This window comes from Bradyrhizobium sp. AZCC 2176, from assembly GCF_036924645.1.
GTDB lineage: Bacteria > Pseudomonadota > Alphaproteobacteria > Rhizobiales > Xanthobacteraceae > Bradyrhizobium.
On the sequence record NZ_JAZHRX010000001.1, the window covers coordinates 2,083,643 to 2,101,852 of the forward strand.

The following is an 18,210-nucleotide window of genomic DNA, read 5'->3' on the forward strand; positions in this document are numbered from 1 at the left end:
GGCAGGGCATAACGGCCAAGCAGGAACTCTGAAGAAAGCCTCACGATCTGTGGCCGACCGTTGCCGGGGCGCCACTTACTCCCTTCATCCGCGATGGCGTGTCGCGGTTAATTGTCGCAATTAGTGACGACATCGCAAGCGGTTGACGGGCTGCGGGCGCGGTTTGATAATGCCGATAGCGTAGAGTAAGGTCGCCGCGGCGCGAGCTGGCATCGGCGCTATTTTGGCTGGACTGCCGTGATCTGGACTGCCGTCATTATGAAAATCCGCCTCGTATTGCTCCTCACATTGCTTTTGTCAGTCGCGTCGGTAGCCCCGTCGTTGGCCGCCGGTGAACGCTATGCGCTGGTGATTGGCAACGCGAAATATCCGGACGCCGAGGCGCCGCTGAAGGAGCCGATCAACGATGCCCGCGACATCGCCGAAGAACTCAAGCGCGACGGCTTCAATGTCGATATCGGCGAGAACCTGACCGGCGAGCAGATGCGCCGCGCCTTCGAGCGCCTGTACGGCAAGATCAAGCCGGGCTCCGTCGCGCTGATTTTCTTCTCCGGCTTTGGCGTGCAATCGAGCCGCCAGAGCTACATGATCCCGGTCGATGCGCAGATCTGGACCGAGCCGGACGTTCGCCGCGACGGTTTCAGCCTCGAAACTGTGCTGGGCGAGATCAACAGCCGCGGCGCCGGCGTCAAGATCGCGCTGATCGATGCCTCCAGGCGCAATCCGTTCGAGCGCCGCTTTCGCAGCTTTTCGGCCGGCCTTGCGCCGGTGATTGCGCCGAACGGCACATTGGTGATGTATTCGGCCGCGCTCTCGTCCGTCGTTTCCGACAATGGCAGCGACCGCAGCCTGTTCGTGAAAGAACTGCTGAAGGAAATCCGCACCCCCGATCTGATGGCGGAGGAAACGCTAAATCGCACCCGTGTCGGCGTGACCCGCGCCTCGCGCCAGGAACAGGTGCCGTGGATTTCGTCGTCGCTCGCCGAGGATTTCTCCTTCATTCCCAGCGGCTCAGGCCCGCGGCCGGCGAGCCCGCCGTCGACTCCGGTGGCCACGGCGCCTGCAACGCCACCTGCTCCCGCGCCTGCGCCTCCTGCACCTCCCCCGGTGGCCGCACCGGCACCGCCGCCTCCTCCAGCGCCAGCGAAACCGGCTGAAGCGATTCCGCCGCCTCCACCACCGGCCAAGCCGGCCGAAAGCCCAAGCCCGACCGCGGTCGCACTTAACGACGACCCGACCATCAAGAGCCTGACCGCCAAGCTCAACGATAATCCGGACGATGCGGCCGCGCTGTACCGGCGCGGGCAGGTCTATGCAAGCAAGGGCGCCTACGAACTCGCCATCAAGGACTTCAACAATTCGCTGCGGCTGAACCCGAAGGACGTGGAAGCCTTCAATAACCGCTGCTGGGCGCGCACGGTGATCGGCGACCTGCAGGCGGCCCTGAAGGATTGCAACGAGGCGTTGCGGCTACGCCCGAATTTCGTCGACGCGCTCGACAGCCGCGGCCTCGTCAACCTGAAGAGCGGCCAGAACAAGAATGCAATTGCTGATTTCGATGCCGCCCTCAAGATCAACCCGAGATTGACCTCGTCGCTGTACGGTCGCGGCCTTGCCAAGAAACGCAACGGCTCGATTCCGGAAGGCGACCTGGACATCAACAATGCGAAGGCGATGGACCCCAATATCGTCAAGGAATTTGCCGATTACGGGGTGCAGTGACGATTTTTTTTAGATGAAGGCTGACGCCCCCTCGAACCCTGTGGCGGGCGTCCAGACTAAATTAAAGCAGCCGGCCGCAACCTTAAGGTCCGGCGGCTCATTTGAATGATTGGAACCGCGCGGGAAGCCCGCAGGAGGGGACTGGCAATGGCAACTATCTCAGCAGCGAGAACCTTTACCGCAATCGTCTCGGTTGCGGCGCTCGGCGCCGCAATTTCCTTTGGTGCGGGAACCGCCCTGGCCCAGAATGTCACCGAGGATCAGATCGTCCGTGCGCTGGCACCCGAAAAAAAGCCGCTGACCCGCGGCCTTTCTACCGGTCCGCAGACCGTCGCCGACCCGGCCGTAGCCGCCGCCGAGGGCAAGTTCGTCCAGAAGATCCGCGGCCGCTCCACGCGTTCGCTTTCGATCGCCGAACGCGAAGAGATCGCCGCCATCGTCAAGGACAAGCCGAAGATCGATCTGGAGATCAACTTCGACTACAACTCGGCCGATATCAGCGCGAAGTCGATGCCGTCGGTTCAGGCGCTCGGCCGCGCACTCACCAACAATGATCTCAAAGGCTCGACCTTCGTGGTCGCGGGCCATACCGATGCGGCCGGCGGCGAAGCCTATAACCAGGACCTCTCCGAGCGCCGCGCCGACGCGATCAAGCGCTATCTCGTCGACAAATACGGCATCAACGGCACCGATCTCGTCACCGTCGGATACGGCAAGAGCAAGCTCAAGGATCCGAGCCAGCCGATGGCGGAAGTGAACCGCCGCGTCCAGGTCGTGAACATGGAAAACAAGGCCACGGCGAACGCGTCCAAGTAAGAATTGCAAGTAAGGGATTGCAAGTTAAGGGCGTGGCGTCGACCAATAGTTTCCGGCTACAATACGTCCCGCAGCCATGCGGGACGTATTCGTTTTTGGGCGCCATTGCAGGTCTTCGGCCAGCCAAATGCGCCCTGTTTGATTTGACTTCCAGTCTGGATTGATCCGGCGATGAAATTCTCCGAATACCTCAAACCTGCGCTCGGAGTGGCTTTCGTTGCCGCTCTGGCCGTCGGCTATTACTGGTTCGAACACCGTCCGCGCGCCGAAGAAAAAGACACGCCGGGCCAGGCGCTGGTGATCGTGACCAAGTCTACCAATGCCTGCTTCTCCGACATGGTGCGGGTCACCGGCTTCATCGTGCCGCGCCGCGAGGCCCAGGTCGGTGTCGACCAGGAAGGCTCACGGGTGACCGACCTGTTCGTCCGCGAAGGCGACATGGTCACCGAAAATCAGGAACTGGCGCGCCTCACCGCTCCGCCGCAGCAGCCGGGAGCCCCCGGCGGCCGAACCGGGCCGATCTCGCTGCGCGCGCCTGCGGCCGGGCTCGTCACCGAAGCCAGGACCGCGGTCGGCGCTCCCGCCTCGCCGCAGGCAGGCCCGATGTTCCGCATTTCCGTGAACAATGAAATCGAACTCGAGGCCGAAGTGCCGAGCGTTCATCTGCTCAAGCTCAATCCGGGTGCTACGGTGCGCATCAGCCGTGACGACGCACCCGACGTTGTCGGCAAGGTCCGGCAGATATCGCCGCAGATCGACCGCACGACCCAGCTCGGCAAGGTCCGGATTTCGCTGAACAACAATCCATCCCTCAAGGTCGGCATGTTTGCCCGCGCCAATATCGACGCCAAGCGTTCCTGCGGCGTCGCCGTGCCGCGCACCGCCATCGACCGCCTGACCTTGCAGGTCGTGAAAGGCAACACCATCGAGACGCGACGAGTGCGCGTCGGCCTGACCTCCGAAACCTCCACCGAAATTCTTGAAGGCCTCGACGTCGGCGAAATCGTCGTGGCCGATGCTGGTACCTCGCTGCATGACGGCGACCAGATCAAGATCATGTTCGCCGACGAACTCGAGCGCACGCGGGCACGCTAATGGCTTTGAATATCTCGGCATGGTCGATCCGGAACCCGCTGCCTTCGATCGTCTTTTCGATCATTCTCCTGGTGCTGGGCTGGGTCAGCTTCACCAAGCTCGCGGTGACGCGGTTGCCGAGCGCCGACATCCCCGTGATTTCGGTCGCTGTCGCGCAATTCGGCGCCGCGCCATCGGAGCTGGAATCGCAGGTCACCAAGACCATCGAGGACGGCGTATCCGGCGTCGAGGGCGTGCGGCATATTTCGTCGTCGATCACCGACGGCTTGTCCGTGACCACGATCCAGTTCGCGCTGGAAACCAACACCGATCGCGCACTCAATGACGTCAAGGATGCCGTCACCCGCGTTCGCGCCAACCTGCCGCAAAACGTCAACGAACCGCTGATCCAGCGTGTCGACGTGATCGGCCTGCCGATCGTCACCTATGCCGCGATCTCGCCCGGCAAGACACCCGAACAGCTTTCCTATTTCGTCGACGACGTCGTCAAGCGCGCATTGCAGGGCGTGCGCGGCGTGGCGCAAGTCGAGCGCATCGGCGGTGTCGAGCGCGAGATTCTCGTCTCGCTCGATCCCGACCGGCTGCAGGCCGCAGGCCTCACCGCCGTCAATGTCAGCCAGATCCTGCGCGGCACCAATGTCGACGTCGCCGGCGGCCGCGCCCAGATCGGCAAGAACGACCAGGCGATCCGTACGCTCGCTGGCGCCAAGACACTGAACGAACTTGCCGGCACCATGATCCCGCTGTTCGGCGGCGGCGAGGTGCGCCTCGACGACCTCGGCACCGTCACCGACACCATCGCCGATCGCAGCACCTTTGCCCGGTTCAACGGCGAACCCGTGGTCGCACTCGGCATCAAGCGCTCCAAGGGCGCCAGCGACGTGGTGGTGGCCGCCGCCGTGCAGAAGCGTATCGATGCGCTGAAGGTCGCCTATCCCGACGTCGACCTCAAACTTATCGATACCTCGGTCAACTTCACCAAGGGCAATTACGATGCAGCGATCTCGACCTTGTTCGAGGGCGCGATCCTCGCGGTGGTTGTCGTGCTGTTGTTCCTGCGCGACATCCGCGCCACCATCATCGCCGCGATCTCGCTGCCGCTGTCGATCTTCCCGGCGTTCTGGGCGATGGACCTGCTCGGCTTCTCGCTGAACCTGGTCTCCTTCCTCGCCATAACGCTATCGACGGGTATTCTGGTCGACGACGCCATCGTCGAGATCGAGAACATCGTGCGCCATATGCGCATGGGCAAGTCGCCCTATCGCGCAGCGCTCGAAGCCGCCGACGAAATCGGCCTCGCGGTGATCGCGATTTCGCTGACGATCATCGCGATCTTTGCCCCCGCCAGCTTCATGTCCGGGATCGCCGGGCAGTTCTTCAAGCAGTTCGGCATTACGGTGTCGGTGCAGGTGTTCTTCTCGCTGCTCGCCGCCCGATTTGTGACGCCGGTGCTGGCCGCTTACTTCCTGAAGGATCACCCGCACGAGGATCCGCCGCCCGGGCGCATTCTGCAATCCTACACCAGGCTCGTGACCTGGTCGGTGAGGCACTATTTCATCACCGTGCTGATCGGCTTCGGCATCTTCGCGGCCTCGATCTGGAGCATCACGCTGCTGCCGCAAGGCTTCCTGCCGGCACAGGACACTGCGCGCTCGCTGCTGGCGATGGAGCTGCCGCCGGGCTCGCAGCTCGCCTACACCGAGAAGGTGACGGAGGAAATCGTCGCCCGCCTGCGCAAACGGCCCGAGGTGAAGAGCATCTTCGTCGATGGCGGAAGGGTGCCGCCGGGAACGCAGGAAGTCCGCCGCGCCGCGCTGATCATCAATTACACGCCGAAGGCCGATCGCAAGATCACGCAGCGGCAGCTCGAACTCGAGATCGGCCAGGAGCTCGAGAACGTTCCCGACATTCGCTTCTGGTTCCTCGACGAGAATGGCCTGCGCGCGATTTCGCTCGTCGTGACCGGCGTCGACAGCAACATCGTCAACAACGTCGCCAGCGAGCTGGCGACGCAGATGAAGCGGATTCCGATTATCGCCAACGTGATTTCGGAAACCTCGCTCGACCGGCCTGAGCTGCGCATCCGGCCGCGAGCCGAACTCGCGGCGCGGCTCGGCGTCTCCACCGAAAGCCTGTCACAGACCATCCGTGTCGCCACCATCGGCGATGTCGGCCCGGCGTTGGCAAAATTCGACGCCGGCGACCGTCAGGTGCCGATCCGCGTCCAGCTCGAGGACAGCGCGCGCAGCGATCTGCAGATGCTGCAGCAGTTGCGGGTGCCGCTCGGACAGCGCGGCGAACGCGGTGGCGTGCCGCTGTCGGTTGTCGCCGACATCCAGCTCGATCAGGGCCCGACCAGCATCAACCGCTACGACCGCGAACGGCAGGCGACGGTGGCCGCCGACCTTGTCGGCACCGCGGCGCTGGGCGACGCCACCAAGAAGATCTACGACCTTCCGGTCATGAAGAGCCTGCCGAAGGGCGTGAGGGTGAGCCCGTCGGGCGACGCCGAGAGCCTCAACGAATTGTCGGAAGGCTTTGCCACTGCGATCACCGCCGGCCTGATGATGGTCTATGCGGTGCTGGTGCTGCTGTTCGGCACCTTCCTGCAGCCGATCACCATCCTGTTCTCGCTGCCGCTGTCGATCGGCGGCGCGATCGCGGCGCTGCTGCTGACCGGCAAGCAGCTCACCACGCCGGTGTGGATCGGCATTTTGATGCTGATGGGCATCGTGACCAAGAACGCGATCATGCTGGTGGAATTCGCGGTGGAAGCAATCCGCGAAGGCAAGAAGCGCGACGAAGCCATCATCGACGCCGGCATGAAGCGGGCGCGCCCGATCGTGATGACGACGATCGCGATGGCCGCGGGCATGATGCCGTCAGCACTCGCGTTCGGCGCCGGTGGCGAATTCCGCTCGCCGATGGCGCTCGCCGTGATCGGCGGCCTGATCTTCTCCACCATCCTGTCGCTGGTGTTCGTGCCGGCGATGTTCATGGTGATGGACGATCTCGGTGCTCTGTGCTGGCGCTTCGGCCAGAAGCTGCTGGTTTCCAGCGGCGAGCCAGAGCCCGCCGGTCATGGACCGGATCATCACAACGAGCCGCCAGCCAAGGGCCCCCCATCCGCACCGCCGGCGATGTCACCCGCGGCGAAGTAGGTAACTTGTCTGCGATGGCCGGCGAGAGAGACCTCTACAGACCATCGATAGATGATAGATTCTGCCTCAGGATTCCGGCGCTCGGAATGTCAACTGACGATCCCGAAATTCGTCAGGTCGTAATCTGATCCGCTTCGGCGCATCAGGCTACATCGTACGTTACGTCGTTCTTCCTGAGACGGCTGATGTTCTCGTCACGAGGATCTGGCATGGCCGCGAAGCGCGCACGTAACGGCTCGCGGTCCTACTCGTTCCTAGCCACCGCCGTCAGCTTGGTCATGTTCTGCAGCAAGATACGTCCGCGCTGCAGGTCCAGAATGCCGTCCTTGCGCCAGAGCTGCAGTTGACGGTTGACGCTTTCGCGGGCGGCGCCGACGAAGACGCCGAGCTGCTCCTGCGAGATGTGCACCTCGGAACCGAAATCGGAGGCGAGTGCGCAGAGCCGCCGCGCCAGGCGGACCGGCAGCGGCTGCAGCACGGATTCTTCCATCCGCTCGCTCTGCCAGCGGATGCGCTGGCACAACAGCATCATGATCTTGATCGCGACCTTGGGCTCGCGTTCGAGGAAGGCGAGGAAGTCCTCGCGCCGCAGCACGAACAGCTCCGACGGCTCGCCGGCGGTGGCGTCCGCGGTGCGGCTTTGGCCGTCAAGCACGGCGACCTCGCCGAACAGATCGCCGGGGCCCATGAAATTCAGCGTCAGGCGGCTGCCGTCGGAGGCGCCGGTCTCGATCCTGATCTGGCCGCGGCGGACCCCGTAGAGGGCATTGCCCGCATCGCCCTTCTGGAACAACATTTCGCCAACGCTGAGCTGCTCGGTGTGGCAAAGGCCGGAGATGCGCTGCAACTCGTCGGCGCCCAGATCCGCAAACATCGGGTTCATTTTCAGAATGACCGCAAATTCGGCCTGTTTGCTCATTGTATTACCTTCCAAATCGGCCCGGACCCGCCCCTCAAGGCCGTTAGCAAGATTCTCATGCCAACGAGTGTGTCATAAGTCACATAACTTTGCAGTAGCCTCGGAATATTTTTGGCTTCTTTGGGCCCCACCCCTTTCCGGGATAAGCTCGCCTGACCGGTTGCGCCCGCGTATCGCGCCACCGAAATAAGTGCCGTTTGCGCGGTCTGGAATGTCGATATGAAAGCACTGAAAATTGCCGGCGCCGCCATTGGCGCCGTGGTCGTCGTCATCGTGCTGCTGCTGGTGATCGGCATCCCGTCCAGCTTCCTGACGGCGCAAATCCAGGAGCGGGTCGAGCGCGAGACCGGCTACACGCTCGCCATCAATGGCGGGGCGAAGATCGGCCTGTGGCCATCGCTCAACATCACGCTGAACGATGTCACGCTGCAGGATCCGAAGGACCGCGACATCAACCACCGCTTCACGGCCTCGAGCATCGAGGCGGACGTCACGCTTGCGAGCCTGTGGGCCGGCCGGCCGCACATCACCGAACTCGTCGTCATCCGCCCGGTGGTGAACTTGCCGCTGAAACGCGAGCGCGTGAGAGAGGTCAGCCCTCCTTCGAAGCCCGCTGCCGGCAAGGCGACTGACAAGGCGACCGATGCCCTTTCGATCGAGCATATCAGCGTCACCGGCGGCACCATCGTGTTCGCCAACCTGCGCGACCGCGTCGAGAACAGGATCGAGACCGTCAACGCCGACGTCACCATCGATGCCGACCGCAAGGTCGTGCTGACCGGCAGCGCCCGCAGCAGCGGCAATCCGCTGAAATTCGAGATCAAGGCGGCACCGCCCGCGGCTCCGGTCGAGCGGCAGAATATCCCGGCCGAGATCAAGATCGATGCGCCCGGCCTGTTGCGCGCCCCGCTCGCGGCCAAGGCCGAAGTCCGGCTCAACGGCTCGGTCGTGATGATCAACGGCGTCACCGGCGCGCTCGGCGACGGCGCGTTCAACGGCTGGGCCTCGGTCGATCTGTCGAGCAAGCCGCTGGTGAAGCTCGACCTCGATTTCCAGAAGCTCGCGGTCGCGATGTCGCGCAGCACCGACAGTTCCGCGGGCCAGCCCTGGAGCAGTGCCACGATCGACGTCAACGGCCTCAACTATGTCGACTTCCAGGCACGCATTTCCGCGGCCGAGCTCAATGTCGGCGACGCGCGCTTCACCCCCGCCGCGATCGACGCCACGCTCACCAGCGGCGTGCTGAAGGCGCAGGTTTCCAACCTCGGCGCCTATGAGGGCAACGCCAATGGCGATCTGACCGTCGACGTCTCCGCGGCCAATCCCACCTACACGATGCGGGCCGACCTCACCAGCGTGCGCGCGCTTCCGCTGCTGCATGGCCTCGCCGACTTCGACCGGATCGACGGCCGGATGCAGGCGAAGATCAGCGTGCGCTCCACCGGCACCAGCCAGCGCGCGATCATGTCGAATGTGGCCGGCACCGCCTTCGTCGTATTCCAGGACGGCGCCATCAAGGGCCTCAATATCGCGCAGATGATCCGCTCGCTGACGGCGAGCACCTTGTCCGGCTGGCAGGAGAGCGAGGAGAAGGCGACGGATCTTTCGCAATTGTCGGCGTCGTTCAGGATCGACAAGGGCCAGGCGCAGACCACCGATCTCAATCTCGTCGGCCCGCTGGTCAAGCTGACCGGCGCAGGCACCATTGATCTCGGCACCAAGCAGATCGGATTCCGCGTCGAGCCGAAGCTCGTGATGACCACCGAAGGCCAGGGCCGCGCCACCGACCCGCTCGGGCTCGGCATTCCCGTGATGATCGAGGGCCCGTGGGGGAGCCCACGGATCTATCCGGAGATGCAGGGCATTCTCGACAATCCCGACGCGGCCTATGCCAAGCTGAAGGAGATGGGCAAGGGCCTGTTCGGCCAGAACGGCGCCGGGCTTGGCGCTGCGATCGGCAATCTGCTCGGCGGAAGGCCCGGGGCGACCGACGGACAGCAAGGCGGCGCCGGCGGCCAGCAGCCGGGCAATCCGCTCGGCGGCCAGCTCGGCGAGACCATCGGCAATCTGTTGCAGCAGGGCCTGGGCGGATTGAATCAAGGCGGCGCGCGGCCGGGCGGCCAGCGCAGCATCCCGAGCCCCGCCTCGCCCGCACAGGCGCCGACCGAGGCCGCCCCGGCCGAGCCCGCGCCCTCCGCGGTGCCGAGCGATACGACCGCCCAGCAGGACAGTCAGCCAATGAACGAGGTCTTGCGGCAGTTGTTCAACCGGTGAGCTTCCTTCTCCGTCACGGCCGGGCTTGTCCCGGCCATCCACGTCTTTGCTGAGGCGATCGAAGAGCGTGGATGCCCGGGACAAGCCCGGGCATGACGATTCCTCCAGGGATTCCTGCCCATAATTGGGGCTAACCATGTCGGCGGGCTCACAGCCCAGCCCGCCAATTCGTGCTAAAGAGCCCCTCATGCCGGGCTGCCGAGACAGACCGGCGCCAGTGACAAACGGATGCGCGCGCCCCGCGTGGGCCGGCACGAGGGTCCGGATGGACGAGGTCAAGGACAGAGTAAACTTCCTGCGCGAAGGCCTGTTCGCCAAATACGTCGTCGCGCTGGTCGGCCTCGTCGTGTTCGTGCTGGCGGTCAACGGCGCGATGGAAATCTGGATCACCTACCGCGGCATCAGGAGCTCGCTCAACGACGGCATGAGCGAGAAGGCGGAGGCGACCGCCAAGCGGATCCAGCAATCCTTGTCCGACCTCGAGCGGCAGATCTCCTGGGTGACGCGCGCCAGCGCCACCAAGATCACCGAAGCCGCAACGCTGGAGCAGCACCGCGAAGACTATGCGCAACTGCTGCGCCAGGTGCCGCAAGTCAGCCAGCTCTCGTTCCTCAACGCCCAGGGCCGCGAGCAACTCCGCCACACCCGCCAGACCGTCACGCTCGGCAGCGACGCCGATTTTTCCCGCGATGTCAGGTTCATCGAGACCGTCAGGCGCGGCACCAGCTTTGCGCCGGCCTACTTCCGCGACCAGCGGCCGTTGATGTCGATCACGCTGCCGCATGCCGATGGCAGCGTCACCGTGGCCGAGATCGACCTCGGCTTCCTGGCCGACTTTTTTGACGATGCGCAGGTCGGCAAGTTGGCGTACGCCTATGTCATCGATCCCAAGGGCGAGGTGCTGGCGAGCTCCGCGAAGGGCCCTGAAACCGGCAAGACTCTCTCGGCGCTGCCGCAGGTCGCCGCCGTCATCGCGCCCGGCGGCAAGGCGCCGGCGTCCGGCACTGATATTCGCGGCGATGCGGTGCTGACGACGGCCGCCAGGGTGCCGAAGCTCGGCTGGCATGTATTCTTCGAACAGCCGACCGCGCAGGCGCTGACGCCGATCCGGGATCAACTGGTGCGGATCGCGCTTTTGATCGCGCTCGGCCTCGTGGTCGCGCTCATCGCCGGCACCATCATGGCCCGCCGCATGCTGGTGCCGATCACGGCGCTGCAGGCCGGCGCCAGGCGTCTCGGCGCCGGCGATTTCGGCCACCGTATCGAGGTGAAGACATCCGACGAGCTGGAGGAGCTGGCCAACCAGTTCAACGGCATGGCGGGCCAGCTCGCCGCGACCTATTCCGACCTCGAAGACAAGGTGAACGAGCGGACGCGGGATCTGGCGCAATCGATCAACGAACTCAAGGTGCTCGAGGAAGTCGGCCGCGCGGTCGCCTCCTCGCTCGATCTCAATGCGGTGCTGCCGACCGTCGCCGCGCGTGCGCTGGAGATCACGCATGCCGACGCGGTGCTGATCTATGGCTATGACGCCGGCAATTACCAGTTCAGCCTCGCCGAATCCATCGGCATCGACAAGGCGGCCGAAGGCGTCCACCGCGCCATCGACGCCGACAACTCCCCGCTCGGCGAGGCCGCAACGCAGGGCGAGCCGATCACGATTCCCGATCTCGACGCCACGCCGGCGCATCCGCTGCGCGATCTCGCCGTCGAGGCCGGCTTTCATTCGGTGCTGGTGGTGCCGCTGGTCGACCAGACCGGCATTCTGGGATCGCTGGTGGTGCTGCGGCGGAACGCCGGCGAATTTTCACCGAACCTGACCGGGCTGATGAAGACGTTTGCGCACCAGGCGGTGCTGGCGATGCGCAATGCGCGGCTGTTCACCGAAGTCGACTACAAGAGCCGCGAACTCGAGACTGCGCACTCCACGGTGCGCCAGCAGGCCGACAAGCTGCAGGAACAGACCGACCAACTCAAGGATTGGAACCGCTCGCTGGAGGAGCGCGTGGAAACCCAGCTCGGCGAGATCGAGCGCATCCGCAGGCTGGAGCGCTTCCTCGCGCCGCAGGTGGCACAACTGATCGCCTCTTCCGACGGCCATGAAGGCCTGCTCGACAGCCACCGCCGCGAAGTCACCGTCGTGTTCTGCGACCTGCGCGGTTTTACGAGTTTCACCGAGACCACCGAGCCGGAAGAGGCGATGAACGTGCTGCGCGAATATCACGCCGCGCTGGGCGAATTGATCTTCAAGTACGAAGGCACGCTCGACCGCTATGCCGGCGACGGCGTGATGATCCTGTTCAACGCGCCGATCCAGTTCGAAGATCACACCGCGCGCGCCGTCCGCATGGCGGTGGAGATGCGCGACACCATCGGGCAACTCACCGAAAAATGGCGCAACCGCGGCCACAATCTCGGCTTTGGCATCGGCATCGCGCTCGGCTACGCCACGCTCGGCCAGATCGGCTTCGAGCAGCGGCTGGAATACGCCGCGATCGGCAGCGTCACCAACCTTGCGTCCAGGCTGTGCGACGAGGCCAAGGCCAACCAGATCGTGGTGTCGAGGCGCGTCTACGGCATGGTCGAACAGTGGGTGGAAGGACGGCCGATCGACGATTTGAATCTGAAGGGGTTCAATCATCCTATCCTGGCGGCGGAGATTTTGGCGTGGCGCGAGGCGGTCGACAATGTGGTGGATGCGGCTGCAGCGGCGGCACGAAGGAAGAAGATGCAGTAGTTTCTGTCGTCCCTGCCTCCGTGCGCAATTGCGCACTAGGCAGGGACGACGCGGAGTGTTAGGCGCGCGCTCGCTCTGCATTTCAAACAGCAGCAAATCTCCCGCGGCGCCACGCGCCCGAGGATTTGCAATTTCGTTTCGCCCTCGAAAAGCGAGAGGGCGCAGGGAAAGCCGGGTGCCCTCAGCACCCGCGATCGTGCGCACAAAATGCACACGGGTGACCGCAAGGTGCGCCGGAACACCCGGCCTTCCCTGCGCAATGGTGTTACGGCTTATAGCGCGCTCTTCCCGGCGACGAATTCCTCTTGCCACCGTCGCTGACGGATTGGCGATCCGCCGAAGCCCGGTTGGGCCCGACAAATCTCCATCAGCTTGACACCAGCCACGGGTGCCAGAACCACACGCCTTTGCCGTCCGCGGCTTCCTCTGCCAAAACGCCTCGACCGGCTCATGTGCTGCCGATCGAAATCCTGGCGAAGGCGTTTAAGCGCCGGTCGTCTGCGCGCCGGCCGATCGCTCACAAGCCGAAGCCCGCCCTGCGACCCCTTGCGCGCCCGACGCTGCCGCGTCCATCGCATCCCGCACCCAACGTCCGTGACGATCGCGATACGCCCCTCTCATGGGTGCGGGATGCGCGGAGTTGTAAGGGTGATTTGGATCAATCGGGAAGCGAATTATTTTCGAGGGCGAGACTGGACGGGGCAAATCACGTTGAAACCGTTGGAAAAATTTGCTCGACAGCGCAAGCGCCGCTGCAACCGTTGCGGCCGACAGACAACAAGCGGCGACGCCGTACCCGCCGGTCAGTGCCAACCGGGCTGCTGCATTCGCGCGCGGGTCTGCGCCAGTTCTTCGAGACTGTTATCGATCTGCTCGCGGTACATGCCGATATCCTCGAGATGGCGATCGTCGAGCATGCGCAGGGCCTCACGCGCGGCGTGACGCTCGTGGCGCGCGATCACCGCTGCGAGGAAGCGGTTGATGTGACGGCGCAGGCGCGCCAGCCAAACCGCGGTGCGCCAGGCAAATGGCCTGGTGGCGGAGGTCGGAATGGTGGTCAGCATAGTCATGGCTATTTCTTTCAAACAGTAGCCGGAATCCGGTGAGCTTGCCGGGTCCCCTTTTCTATCGAAGGCCTGCTGCCAGCATAGTGTTAGCAGCGTTCGGCGCGCACGCCTAAAGGCGCGACGAGCACCGGGCACGGCTGGATCGAGGATCCAAACGCGGAAACGATGAGCCGCACCGCCGGCAGGGCCAGCCCGCCGCCGATGCAAGGCGAGGCTCGTCAGGCCACCTTTCGGCCGGCCGCGAGATCCTTGACGGCTTCGGTGGTCAGCGGCTGGCCGCCGACGCCCCAATCGCCGCTCGCGACCTCGGAAATCTTGACCCAGGTAACGCCGCGCATGTTCTCGCCTTCGATCGACACCATGGCGTCCGTGAGCTTCCGGATCATCTGGCTCTTCTGCTCGGAACTGAACACGTTCTCGATGACGTGAACCTCTATCAATGGCATGCAGTTCTCCTTGATGCTTTCCTCGCAAAACCGAGGGCAGCGTCAACATGCCTGTGACAGCGGACCGAGACTTTGAGACAGCTATGATTTGCGGTCCAGACCCGCTTGAGATGTCGCCGCGCAGCTATTGCAGGCCGGCGCGCTGAAACCCCTCCAGATAATGCGCCTTGTCCGCCTCGTGCTCGAACGGCAGTCCGCTGGCGAGCCAGGCGAGCGAGATGTTGGGCTGGGCGCGGCGGAGGCCGTCGAGGGCTGCCTTGGCGGCATCGCGGCCGCCGGCCATGCCGAGGGAGGCGGTCAGCACGCGGTGGGCGCCGACAAAGTCGGCGCGCTGCCGCAGCGCTTCACGCGACAGGCGGATCGCCTCCGCGTAATTTTTGCCGACATACTGGCAATAGGCGGCGACGCCGCAATAGATCGCGGCAAAGGGATCGCGCGGTGAGAGTTTCAGCGCCTCGCGCGCGGCGCGATCGCCGTCCTCCCAGCGCCCGCGATAGGACAGCGCGACGCCATAGAGGCCGCGCGCGGGCGAAAAATTCGGATTGAGCCGCAACGCGAGCTCGAATTCGGCGATGCAATCATCGAAGCGCCGGTTGAACAGATAGACGCTGGCCAGCGCATAGTGCGCCCACGCATCCTCGCTGTCGGCCCGGATCGCCGCCAGCGCCGCGCGCTCCGCTGTCGGCACGGCGCTCGACATTTCCTGCCAGCCCATATGGGCAGAGAACATGTGGCAGGCAGCCAGCAGGCTGAGCGCCTGGCCGTAGGAAGGATCGACACTGATCGCCTTTTCCAGAAGCGCCTGCGCGACCAGATTGTCCTGCCGCGTGACGCGCCAATAGTGCGACAGCGCGCGCATCACCAGGTCCCACGCATCCATGTTGTCAGGCGTCTTGCGCCGGGCCCGGAAATCCTCCGCCGCATAGAGTTGCGGCTCGATCGCCGCGACGACGGCCTGGGTGATTTCGTCCTGCACCGCGAACACGTCGGCGAGATCGCGGTCGTAACGCTCCGCCCAGAGGTGACTGCCGGTGGCCACATCGACGAGCTGGGCCGTGATGCGCACATGGTCGCCGTCCTTGCGCACGCTGCCCTCGACGACGTAGCCGACACCGAGCTCCTCGCCGATCTGCTGGTGATGGACGGATTTTCCCCGGTAGCTGAACGAGGAATTCCGCGCGATCACATAGAACCAGCGCAGCTTCGACAGCGCGGTGATGATGTCCTCGCTGATGCCTTCCGAAAAATATTCCTGCTCCGGCTCGCCGCTAAGATTGACAAACGGTAGCACCGCGATCGCGGTGCGATCGAGCACCGGGAGCTGCGGGTGCAACGGTTCGCCGGTGAGGTCGAGCGGCTGGGGCGCACCGGCGCGCACTGCGCCGCCGTTCGCGGCTTTCGGCTGCACGTCGCCGACGAAGCGAAAGCCTTTTCGCGCCAGGGTGCGGATCATGATCTGATCCTTGCCGCTGTCGCCGACCGCCTTGCGCGCGGCGTTGATCCGGCTCGTCAACGTGGATTCGGAGACAATGCGGCCATCCCACACCGTCTCGATCAGATCGTCCTTGGTGACGACATGGTCGCGGTTTTCGATCAGGTGAACCAAGAGATCGAACACCTGCGGCTCGACCGCCACGCTCTCGCCGCCGCGGGTCAGCTCGCGAAGGTCGACATCAAGCACATGGTTGGAAAAATGAAATTGCACGGCTTCATCCCGGTTAGAACATCATAAGTCTTTTCAGACCGGCAGGTAATTTCCGGTCACTTTCGTCCCGCACGCGAGGAAGGTAGAGCGAATTTACCTTCGCGAATGTGTGCGAAATCTCACAGAAAAAGAAATCTCACTGAAAAATCAGGATGGTCTCAAGGCAAAATCAGCCCGGCATCACAGTCTTTAGGTCCTGACAGGGCCATGTTTGGTTCATCGCGGCCCCTTCCGTGGCCGCATGATCCCGATCAAGGAGACCCCGATGACCGGCCAGACCGCGACCGCAGCGACCCAGATCCAAGCCGATTCTGCCCAAACCAATTCTGCCCAACCTGCTCCCGACCTTGCCGCCCTCAAGACGCGTCAACAGGCCGCATGGTCGTCGGGCGATTACGCCATTGTCGGCGCGACGCTGCAGATCGTCGGCGAGGAACTCTGCGAGGCGCTCGATCTCAAGGCCGGCTCGAAGGTGCTCGATGTCGCCGCCGGCAACGGCATGGCGAGCCTCGCCGCGGCACGGCGGTGGTGCGACGTCACCTCGACCGACTACGTGCCGGCGTTGCTGGAGCGCGGCCGGGCGCGCGCCGCCGCTGAAGGCATGGCAATCGAATTCAGGGAAGCCGACGCGGAAAACCTGCCGTTCGACGACAACAGGTTTGACACCGTGCTCTCCACCTTCGGCGTCATGTTCACGCCGAACCAGGACCGCGCGGCGGCCGAGCTGATGCGGGTCTGCAAGCCCAAGGGCAAGATCGGCCTGGCGAACTGGACACCGGACGGTTTTATCGGACAGGTCTTCAAGACGCTCGGCAAATATCTGCCGCCGCCCGCCGGGACCAAATCGCCGGCGCTGTGGGGAACGAGCGCGCGGCTGACCGAAATGTTCGACGCTGACGCACGCTCGATCAGGGCGGAATCGCGCCTGTTCAAGTTTCGCTATCGCTCGCCAGCGCACTTCCTCGACATCTTCAAGACGTACTACGGCCCGGTGCTGAAAGCGTTCGCAGCCCTCGAGCCCGCGAAACAGGAAGAGTTGCATAACGATCTGCATGCCCTGATCGTTCGCATGAACCGCTCCGGCGACGGCACGATGGTCGTGCCCAGCGAGTATCTCGAGGTCGTCATCACCAAGCGGTGAAGCCGAACGCCGGCAAGATCGGCGGAGCCATTGGCGTGGCTCCGCTGGTGGCGGGTGCGCGGGCCTGACGCTGATCGAGCCGATGCTGCGGGCGGAGGGGTGACATTCTTGGCGCTTGGCTTTCCCGTCGGCCTTCTGGTATCGGTTAAGACCGAAACCGGGAACAAAACGCAGATGACCACCTTCCGCGCGCGCGGCCTTTCACTGACGCTGCCCCCCCTGATTGCCGTCGGCATGATCTGCTTTTCCAGCCACCCCCTGCTCGCCGCCGACGATGAAGCCCCGGCGAAGGGCGCCGCCGTCACCGTGCTCAAAGCCGCAAAGTCCTGCTTCGCCAATATCGTCGAGGTCTCCGGCACCGTCATTCCGCGCGAGGAGAACCAGGTGCGCCCCGAACGGATGGGCCTGAAAGTGGCCGAGGTGATGGTGGATGCGGGCGACAGCGTTACCGCAGGCCAGGTGCTGGCGAAGCTGAGCCTGCCCGAGGGCGGGCAGATCACGGTGCAGGCGCCGGTGGGCGGGGTGATCTCGGCCTCCACCGCGTCGGTCGGTGCGATGGCCTCGGGCAAGGGCGAGGCGCTATTCTCGATCATCGCGCGCGGCGAGTTCGACCTGGTCGGCATGGTGCCGACGCGCGACATCCAGAAGCTTCAGGTCAACCAGACCGCGCGGATCAAGGTGATCGGCGCCGGCGAGGTCGATGGAAAAGTGCGGCGGCTGTCGACCACGGTCGAGCCGAACAGCCAGCTCGCGCAGGTGTTCGTCGGCGTCACCACCAACCGGCGGCTCCTGGTCAATTCCAGCGGCCGCGCGCAGATCAAGACCGGGCAGAGCTGCGGCGTCTCGGTGCCGCTCACCGCGATCCTCTACGGCTCCGCCGGCACCGTGGTGCAGGTGGTGCGGCGCGCGCGCGTCGAAACCCGGCGGGTGGAGACCGGGCTGATGGCGGCCGGCCAGGTCGAGATCACCTCGGGCCTGCAGGAAGGCGACATCGTGGTGGCGCGCGCCGGTGCGCTGCTGCGCGAAGGCGATCCGGTGCGGCCGGTGACCGCGAGCGCGGATGTGAAATAGGTATCGCCGTCATGCCCGGGCAGAAGCGCGAAGCGCGTCTTCGCGCTAGATGTCCC

Annotated in this window: 12 protein-coding genes; 8 read left to right on the forward strand and 4 right to left on the reverse strand. The window is 64.4% G+C overall.

The window, feature by feature from the left end:
• Nucleotides 1–258 precede the first annotated feature (258 nt).
• From V1288_RS09565 to V1288_RS09580, 4 genes are all read left to right on the forward strand, one after another.
• Entirely contained in the window at nt 259–1,722 is a 1,464-nt protein-coding gene (locus tag V1288_RS09565; protein ID WP_334356798.1) for a caspase family protein, read from the forward strand.
• Nucleotides 1,723–1,869: 147 nt separating this feature from the next.
• Nucleotides 1,870–2,538 (forward strand): OmpA family protein, encoded by a 669-nt coding sequence (locus V1288_RS09570; RefSeq protein WP_334356799.1) that lies wholly within the window; start codon nt 1,870–1,872, stop codon nt 2,536–2,538.
• Between the two features lie 171 nt (nt 2,539–2,709).
• On the forward strand, nt 2,710–3,633 hold the full coding sequence (locus V1288_RS09575) for an efflux RND transporter periplasmic adaptor subunit (protein ID WP_334356800.1): 924 nt from the start codon (nt 2,710–2,712) through the stop codon (nt 3,631–3,633).
• Nucleotides 3,633–6,794 carry an efflux RND transporter permease subunit gene (locus V1288_RS09580; RefSeq protein WP_334356801.1) on the forward strand — a complete coding sequence of 1,054 codons (3,162 nt, stop codon included), beginning with the start codon at nt 3,633–3,635 and terminating at the stop codon, nt 6,792–6,794. The genes V1288_RS09575 and V1288_RS09580 overlap by 1 nt, the downstream gene beginning before the upstream one ends.
• A gap of 244 nt (nt 6,795–7,038) precedes the next feature.
• Here V1288_RS09580 and V1288_RS09585 read toward each other — a convergent pair whose 3' ends face one another.
• Complete coding sequence (locus tag V1288_RS09585) at nt 7,039–7,713, reverse strand: Crp/Fnr family transcriptional regulator (protein ID WP_334356802.1); 675 nt, start codon at nt 7,711–7,713, stop codon at nt 7,039–7,041.
• Between the two features lie 219 nt (nt 7,714–7,932).
• Between V1288_RS09585 and V1288_RS09590 the strand changes: the two genes are divergently transcribed.
• The gene (locus V1288_RS09590) at nt 7,933–9,987 is read left to right on the forward strand and encodes an AsmA family protein (RefSeq protein WP_334356803.1); all 2,055 of its coding nucleotides are present in this window, start codon (nt 7,933–7,935) and stop codon (nt 9,985–9,987) included.
• A gap of 265 nt (nt 9,988–10,252) precedes the next feature.
• On the forward strand, nt 10,253–12,724 hold the full coding sequence (locus V1288_RS09595) for an adenylate/guanylate cyclase domain-containing protein (protein ID WP_334356804.1): 2,472 nt from the start codon (nt 10,253–10,255) through the stop codon (nt 12,722–12,724).
• 803 nt (nt 12,725–13,527) lie between these two features.
• Here V1288_RS09595 and V1288_RS09600 read toward each other — a convergent pair.
• The 3 genes from V1288_RS09600 to V1288_RS09610 all read right to left on the reverse strand — a co-directional run bounded on the left by V1288_RS09600 (nt 13,528) and on the right by V1288_RS09610 (nt 15,942).
• Entirely contained in the window at nt 13,528–13,794 is a 267-nt protein-coding gene (locus tag V1288_RS09600) for a DUF1127 domain-containing protein (RefSeq protein WP_334356805.1), read from the reverse strand.
• Nucleotides 13,795–14,009: 215 nt separating this feature from the next.
• Nucleotides 14,010–14,237 carry a tautomerase family protein gene (locus V1288_RS09605; RefSeq protein WP_334356806.1) on the reverse strand — a complete coding sequence of 76 codons (228 nt, stop codon included), beginning with the start codon at nt 14,235–14,237 and terminating at the stop codon, nt 14,010–14,012.
• Nucleotides 14,238–14,361: 124 nt separating this feature from the next.
• Nucleotides 14,362–15,942 (reverse strand): winged helix-turn-helix domain-containing tetratricopeptide repeat protein, encoded by a 1,581-nt coding sequence (locus tag V1288_RS09610; protein ID WP_334356807.1) that lies wholly within the window; start codon nt 15,940–15,942, stop codon nt 14,362–14,364.
• A gap of 265 nt (nt 15,943–16,207) precedes the next feature.
• Here V1288_RS09610 and V1288_RS09615 point away from each other — a divergent pair, with 265 nt between their 5' ends.
• Complete coding sequence (locus tag V1288_RS09615; protein WP_334356808.1) at nt 16,208–17,083, forward strand: class I SAM-dependent methyltransferase; 876 nt, start codon at nt 16,208–16,210, stop codon at nt 17,081–17,083.
• A 174-nt stretch (nt 17,084–17,257) separates the two neighbouring features.
• Complete coding sequence (locus V1288_RS09620) at nt 17,258–18,154, forward strand: efflux RND transporter periplasmic adaptor subunit (protein WP_442893935.1); 897 nt, start codon at nt 17,258–17,260, stop codon at nt 18,152–18,154.
• The last annotated feature ends 56 nt before the right edge of the window (nt 18,155–18,210 follow it).